This window comes from Ruminococcus sp. B05 (genome assembly GCF_003628495.1).
Classification (GTDB): Bacteria; Bacillota; Clostridia; order Lachnospirales; family Lachnospiraceae; genus Schaedlerella; species Schaedlerella hominis.
The window spans coordinates 1-6,750 of record NZ_RBZR01000050.1 but is presented as its reverse complement, the minus strand read 5'-3'; the positions used below and the strand labels follow the sequence as shown (position 1 = coordinate 6,750).

Annotated in this window: 6 protein-coding genes; 3 read left to right on the top strand and 3 right to left on the bottom strand. The window is 34.9% G+C overall.

What is annotated here, in order from left to right; genetic code table 11:
- A partial coding sequence (locus D8Q48_RS16780) for an IS4 family transposase (protein ID WP_121057359.1) occupies nucleotides 1–1,310 on the bottom strand: 1,310 nt, incomplete at its 3' end.
- 249 nt (nucleotides 1,311–1,559) lie between these two features.
- Here D8Q48_RS16780 and D8Q48_RS16775 point away from each other — a divergent pair.
- The 3 genes from D8Q48_RS16775 to D8Q48_RS16765 all read left to right on the top strand — a co-directional run bounded on the left by D8Q48_RS16775 (nucleotide 1,560) and on the right by D8Q48_RS16765 (nucleotide 4,385).
- Nucleotides 1,560–2,831, top strand: coding sequence for a sensor histidine kinase (locus D8Q48_RS16775; protein ID WP_121057357.1), 1,272 nt, complete (start codon nucleotides 1,560–1,562; stop codon nucleotides 2,829–2,831).
- Nucleotides 2,832–2,896: 65 nt separating this feature from the next.
- Complete coding sequence (locus D8Q48_RS16770; protein ID WP_172696989.1) at nucleotides 2,897–3,619, top strand: LytTR family DNA-binding domain-containing protein; 723 nt, start codon at nucleotides 2,897–2,899, stop codon at nucleotides 3,617–3,619.
- Between the two features lie 130 nt (nucleotides 3,620–3,749).
- Entirely contained in the window at nucleotides 3,750–4,385 is a 636-nt protein-coding gene (locus tag D8Q48_RS16765) for a VOC family protein (protein ID WP_243116333.1), read from the top strand.
- 167 nt (nucleotides 4,386–4,552) lie between these two features.
- Here the strand turns inward: D8Q48_RS16765 and D8Q48_RS16760 are convergent, their stop codons facing one another.
- Together D8Q48_RS16760 and D8Q48_RS16755 are read right to left on the bottom strand one after the other, a co-directional pair.
- A complete protein-coding gene (locus tag D8Q48_RS16760) occupies nucleotides 4,553–5,170 on the bottom strand; it encodes a hypothetical protein (protein ID WP_121057353.1) in 618 nt (205 codons plus the stop codon).
- Nucleotides 5,171–5,176: 6 nt separating this feature from the next.
- Complete coding sequence (locus tag D8Q48_RS16755; protein ID WP_121057351.1) at nucleotides 5,177–6,517, bottom strand: AAA family ATPase; 1,341 nt, start codon at nucleotides 6,515–6,517, stop codon at nucleotides 5,177–5,179.
- Between the last annotated feature and the right edge of the window lie 233 nt (nucleotides 6,518–6,750).

Below are 6,750 nucleotides of genomic sequence, written 5' to 3'. Positions count from 1 at the left end.
GGCTTTACAGTTTGTGATCTGACCTGTCGAGCGGTCTGTTGTTTCACCTTAATAGCTGTTTGATGTCGTAGCATTAGAGCTTTTACTATATCATTCGTCATTCGATGTTTTATGAATCTTCGTGCAATAGGAAGAACATCTTCAAAGGATATTTTGTATTCATATTTCCTTTTTTTCTTTCCTTGCTCTTTCTTTTTTTCTTCTGTAGCAAAGGCGTGAAGAAGTGAGGCAAAGTTATACATAATAAGTTTTGCATATACTTCTTGAATAATCAGTTCCCGATTAACCGAATGTAAATACACTAGTGAAAGCGCATATTTTAAGCGTCGAAAAGAAGTTTCAATAGACCATCTTTTCCAGTAAAGTTCTCGTAGATCCAGTGCAGAAAATTTTTTTAATGGTAAATTAGAAATCAAATATTCGTAGTTTCCATTTTCAAGTTGTATACAGGTGCATCGAATTTTCATGGTATATACACTTTTCTTATCATCAATCGGAATCGGCTCGAAAGTTCTTTTATTTTTTACTATTTTCATTTTATCCCCATGACAAAGATGCTTGTTTTTTTTCGATCTTGTTACGTCCAAAACAATCTCTCTATCTGATTCTGTTTCAGCTGGCAAAATATCTTTCAGAAAAGCAGATGGTGCAGACGGAGATTTCCAGCGAATGAGAAAAAATTTCTTTTTTTCAATTAAATGAGCCATTGTGTTTAGCAAGGCATATCCTCTATCTGCAATAAGTATCGTATTTTCTGGCAGATTACAGTGATCGACCATATGACAGAGAGCCTGTGTTTCATTCATTTTAGGGCGTGGTTGGGTAACGGCAGTAATATACCTGTATTCACAGATATCAAACAAAGCGTTCAAATGCATCTGAAAAAACACATTGTCACTTCGAGCCTGTTTTATACGATATTCAAAATCATTTTTATTAGTAGGAAGATTAATATCAGAACCATCTACTGCAACAAGATGAAACCCTTTATACGTTTTGGTAAAAGGGATTTTTTCATTAAAAGATTTTAAAAGATACGGAAAAAAATCAGCAGTTAGTTTTTTTCGCTGTTGTGTGAAAGCTGATTTAGATGGAACTTTCTTGTTTTGGGACATAAAAAAGTTAAATAATTCTGTATTTGTCCTATTCATGGTGAGGCAGAGAGTAGCTTTTACCGTGTCAGAAAAAGGACAGAGTCTGTGTCTGGTCATATCTGAACCTGGAGTATTAACATACAAATGAATATTTTTCTCTGCTGTTTCAAGAACAGAGAAGAAACGTTTTCGAATAGTTGCTGGTGTCATGTACATGTGTGGTACCTCCTTGAAGTAAAAATATATCTAACTTCAAAGGGCACCTTACTGATTATAATAATCAGTAAGGTGCCGCACATTTTTACGATTTTGTCAACTATTAATTTGAAAAAAGCTTAACTAAATGTTATTGCCCCCGTCCCTAATGGCTTTCCGATAGACAATCACATAAGAATACTTTATACTCAAATTATTAGATTAGAATCCTACACCGGTTCAATCACACAGAAAGAGAGGTCCTATACATTGAACCATTTGGCTATGATATTAATTCTCACAGTAATCGCTCATCTTCTTTGGTTTGCCGTGATGACTGAGCGAAAATATTCTCTCAAAAAAACTTTACTGCTCTATGGATTTTATGCTGTATTTTTTACCCTTTGGTCCTTATTGGCATTTTCTTTGCTAGGCAAAGATTCCCCATATGTAATACCTTTTTCGTTTATCGGAACTATATTACCTGCTTTTTTGCTGTTTCTGTATACTTCTTCTGATATCTTCTGCAAAAAATTATTTTTGCTCATCACTTATGCAAACTTATTTTGTATTTTTATTTGCATTTCTGTTTTAATTTGTGATGGATTGTTTTTAAATTTATCAACCGTCCAGCAGATGTATGCCAGAGGCATTGTAAGAATATTGCTAAATCTCCCTGCGTTATTGCTGTACTTCTATTTTGTCCGGCCTTATATGCACGCTGTACCTGGAAACAAGAAGCAAACATGGTACTCGATCACTTTTGTGTCTATCCTGTTTCTGATAGTATTTGCAACGCTTGTCGATTTTCTCATGCATACTGGGCATCCCGTCGAGTACCTTCTCCTATTTGTCACAACCTTGATGATTTATTGTGCTGTACTGTGGATAGTATTCGGCACGATTCATCATCTGAACGAGGAAGTTAAGATGGAGCTGATCCGACAAAATGTACAATACTTACAAGGGCAACTTGCACTAACCAGAGATAATGAATCAAGAGCCAAAGCTATGCGCCATGATTTCCGACATCATATGCAAAATATCAATCTTCTTATAAAGCAGGAGAAACCGCAGGAAGCAATCCATTATATTGAAAATTTCATTCAAGGTCTAGATACTGCAAATCAGACTGATTTTTGCCAACAGGTTACAGTTAATGCGATTTTAAACAACTTTTACAACAGGGCTCAGAAAGAAAATCTCACCCTTTCTGTTGTAGCTGACATACCTGGAAATATAGCAGTCGCAGATATGGACTTTGTAGCAATTCTCTCAAATCTTTTAGAAAATGCGATAAACGGTTGCCTGGCATGTAACTCTCACGATAAGATTACAGTAAATCTTCGCACAAAAAAGGGAAAGCTGATTATTGTATGCAGTAACCCGTGCAGATCTGACCTTGTGATTGAAAATGATTTGATCATGCCAAAGGGAACAGGTATCGAAAGTATCCTGATGGCTATTGATAAATATGATGGAAATATCTGTTATCAACGAGAAGACAATTCTGTGACAGCATGCATTATCCTGAATTGCTGAAATATTGTGATTTTATTCTTTCTATGATATCATTTAATATCATAACAAAACGAGAGGTGAAACATATGCTGCGCATAGGAATATGCGATGACAATCAAAACGATATAAAACAGATTTGTGAACTGGCTATTCGTTTTTCAGAAGAACACCCGGAAAATCCTCTGCAGATACAGGCTTACAAATCACCTTTTGATCTGCTTGATGATATTGAAAAAAACGGTGGTTTTGATCTGTACTTGTTAGACGTTGTTATGCCACATATGACAGGCGTAACTCTGGCAAAACGGATCCGTGAGCGAAAAGAAAAGGCTGAAATTCTATTCCTGACATTTTCCAAAGAATATGCTGTGGATGCTTTCAGCGTAAAAGCTTCTGGCTATCTAATAAAACCTGTAGATAAACCTGATTTTGACGATGCAGTACTTGACTGTATTCATCGACTATTACCCACAAAAAATCCATCCATTATACTAAAATCAAAAACCGGTTTACACCGTATACCTGTTTACGAACTGGTCTGCATTGAAAGCTTTAATCATAACCAGATTGTTACATTGTCTGATGGTTCTTCCCTTGAAACATCGGCAACATTAGTAGAACTGATGGAAGTATTAAAAGATCACCCCTCTTTTGTTCGGCCACATAGAGCCTATATTGTCAATATGGATTTTATCCGAAAGCTAAGCACTCGTGAATTGTTACTGACAAACGGAAAAAGTATTCCGATTTCCCAGAACAGATACAAGGAGCTAAAAAACAGCTATTTTTCTTATATGATCCACTCATGAAATTTCATATGATTTATTCACGCAGAAAAAGCCTTATTTCACGAAAATGAACCGCTTCTTCTGCGTTTTTCTTTTATACTAAAAATAAGAAGATTGAAAAAGCGAGAAAAGAAGGGAGCTGATTCAAATAATGAAATCTAATGTAAATATATCCTCAAAATCTGCCTGTGACACACCTCTTCAGGCCGCTATGCCAAAATTTGCCGGGGTGTCCCATGTGTGTATTTTTGTAGATGATATGATGGAAGCTGTTGACTATTATCAGAAACTCCTGGGCGTAGTACCTGATCACTATCTGTCTCATTGGAAAAATGAAGGTTTCTTCAAGGCCGGTGGCTTTGTTAAGGAAGCGGCAAATGGAGACGTTTCCATTGCCTTCGTAAATATCCCTGGCACCAAGCTGACACTGGAACTCATGCAGTACCACTCACCGGAAGGCCGAAAGGATCCCATCTTTTTTGCCGCTAATGATGTCAGCGGTGCTCGTCATGTAGCACTAAAAATCACAAATATTGATGAGGCATTTTTACATATAAAATCTATGCCTGACACAAAACTGATCAATGAAACAGAAGACTATCAAGTATTTCAGATCAGTAAAACCTCACCGGACGAAGTTCATTTCTTTGATCAAAAGACGTCAGAAACGGATGAAAGGAATCAACAGACAGCTAAAATTCTCAGCGAAGTTCGTTATTTTTATTTTATCGACAAATATGGTCTACAGTGGGAATTTGAGCAGGGGCATACTGATATAGGCGATTAGGTGAATATCTTGATTTATACGGTCAAGGCATCACCCCCGCTTATTCAACGGATATTGATTATCTCATTGAACAACTGAACAAATAAGATATAGCCGCCTTTAATGGCGGCTTTTCTATTTTCTTCCGATCATTCTAGTACCTGGCACCTGGTGTAAACTTTACTCTATTATCCCAGCATATAGTTTCCAATCAAAATATCTTCTTCATTTCTTGTCATCTGTATCGGTATATGTTCAAAAGTGAGCCTCTCACCAAAATTTAACGCAAATTTGTCTCCCTCCCACTCTTCTTCTGGTTTTACATAGTGCTCTCCAATTCGCATTCTTCTTTCACTCGGCAATGTATCTGACACTTCTAATTGCACTTTTTCATACGAAGTATACATGTGTGTGCTTACAATATTTAGTTCTAACATCGCAGCTATTCCTTGTGCCAACAAATAGCTTGCTCTGAATTTTCCTTTTATTTCGTTCCATTTCTTTCTACCCACAGAAGATTTCATCTCTATCAAATGCAGTTTCCAGTCATTTTCTGAAACATACTCAAAAATAATATGATCTACTCTTTTATTCATCGAGAAAACTTTATCGCTTTTAAAGTAGTACATACGCGTATTCTTCATATCGACATTTTTAATACTCAAATTACCATCTTTATTTAATTGTATTTCCAGTAAACTTTTTCCTGAATCTTCTTTTTCTTCCAAGTATATAATTCTTGATTCGAACTCAATAAAATTATCTACAAACAAATTATCGATTATATATTTTCTCTTTTGATTCATAAAACATCATCCCTGTATCTCATAAGCTTCATCCATAATCAAATCAAGTGCGTTATTAAATGTTGGTACCACAAATCCATCTTCTCCACACAACAATTCTTTTACTTCTGTTCTTTCCTTCATCTTTGTCTCAAATTGATATACTCTTACATCATCACATGCTAATAAATCTTTTGAGGTATATCCTAATTTCTGACATACTTCCTTTTTATCTTTTCTCTTTAAAAGTTTTATCATATTATTGATATGCTGTAAAATAAGATCACTGTGCGTTGTAATTATCATTTCTATCCCAGAATTAACCATACGTCCAATTATTTTTCCCATCTTATACTGAAGTTGTGGATGTAAACACATTTCAGGTTCTTCATAACACAAACTATCAATCTGATTTTTGTGTTTCAAAATTAAAATTAATGGAGATAATTCTGTAACAACCGCCGATGTAAGTCTAAGTGGAATCCCCATTTCATAACCGTCTGGCACATATTGAACTTCTTTATTTGGCATATTACTAATCTCAACTGTTCCTGATGCCAGTTCTCTTTCTATATCACGCGATAATTCTGAGAATCCCTTGTTCTCTGTATAGTCTGTTGTCAAATCTGTCATAACATCCAGAAACTGATTGATTGGGCGAACAAATGGTGTAATTGTTTCTTTTTCTGTAGAAATATTGAAAGTATTTTGTCTTCCAACTTTATTTATAATGTCTTTTGTCAACATAAATCCTGTTCTTGCAGCAGGAAGATATATGCAACTGTTACTATCCATCCTTGTAATATTCGTTTTCAAAATGTGTGCATATATACTTTGCAGTATTTCCCACTGAACAAATCCATTTTCCAAATTCTTTTTTTCTTCCAATACTGCCTTGCCTAAAACTATTACTGGTTCTCCATCAATACTTAAATACAACAACTTCCCTTCATGCAAATTAAATTCCAAGTCTATACTATTTAGATTTTTAAATTGAACATAAAGCTTTCCAATGCTTACCTTATCACTGTTAAAAATCTTTTTCACAAGCTCTTCTTTTTTTCTTTTTAATTCAGCATTCAATACTTCTTCAAACAGCTTATCTACAGTTTCTAAGGAGAATTTACACTTTCCTGTTTGCATTGCTATAGTTATCTTTTCTGTCATCCAATCAATTAATTCTTTTTTGTCCAATCCTAAATTGTCCAGAAATATCTCCGCTCCTAAATTCCTAATCCCCCATATTAAAGAAAGGAGATAACTTTTTCCACTATTATTATCCCCAACAAATAACGTCAATGGAGCAACCTCTATTTCTGCAGATTTAATTTTCCCAAAATCTTCTACCCCTAATTTCCAAAATGCCATATCTTTGCTCCTTATATTTCTATAAAAATAGTTTCATGATTTCATTGCTATATTATAACAATGATACCATGAAACTACTTTTGTCTCAAGCAGATATATTCTCACCCAGGGTTGTTTCATGAACTATCCATGGGCAGATCTAACTTATTGCATCCTTGCTATCACATCTCTCATATTGTTTCTGATTCATTGGTCATGTAAAAAAGCGCAAATTAACTCTATATCCCTTTACA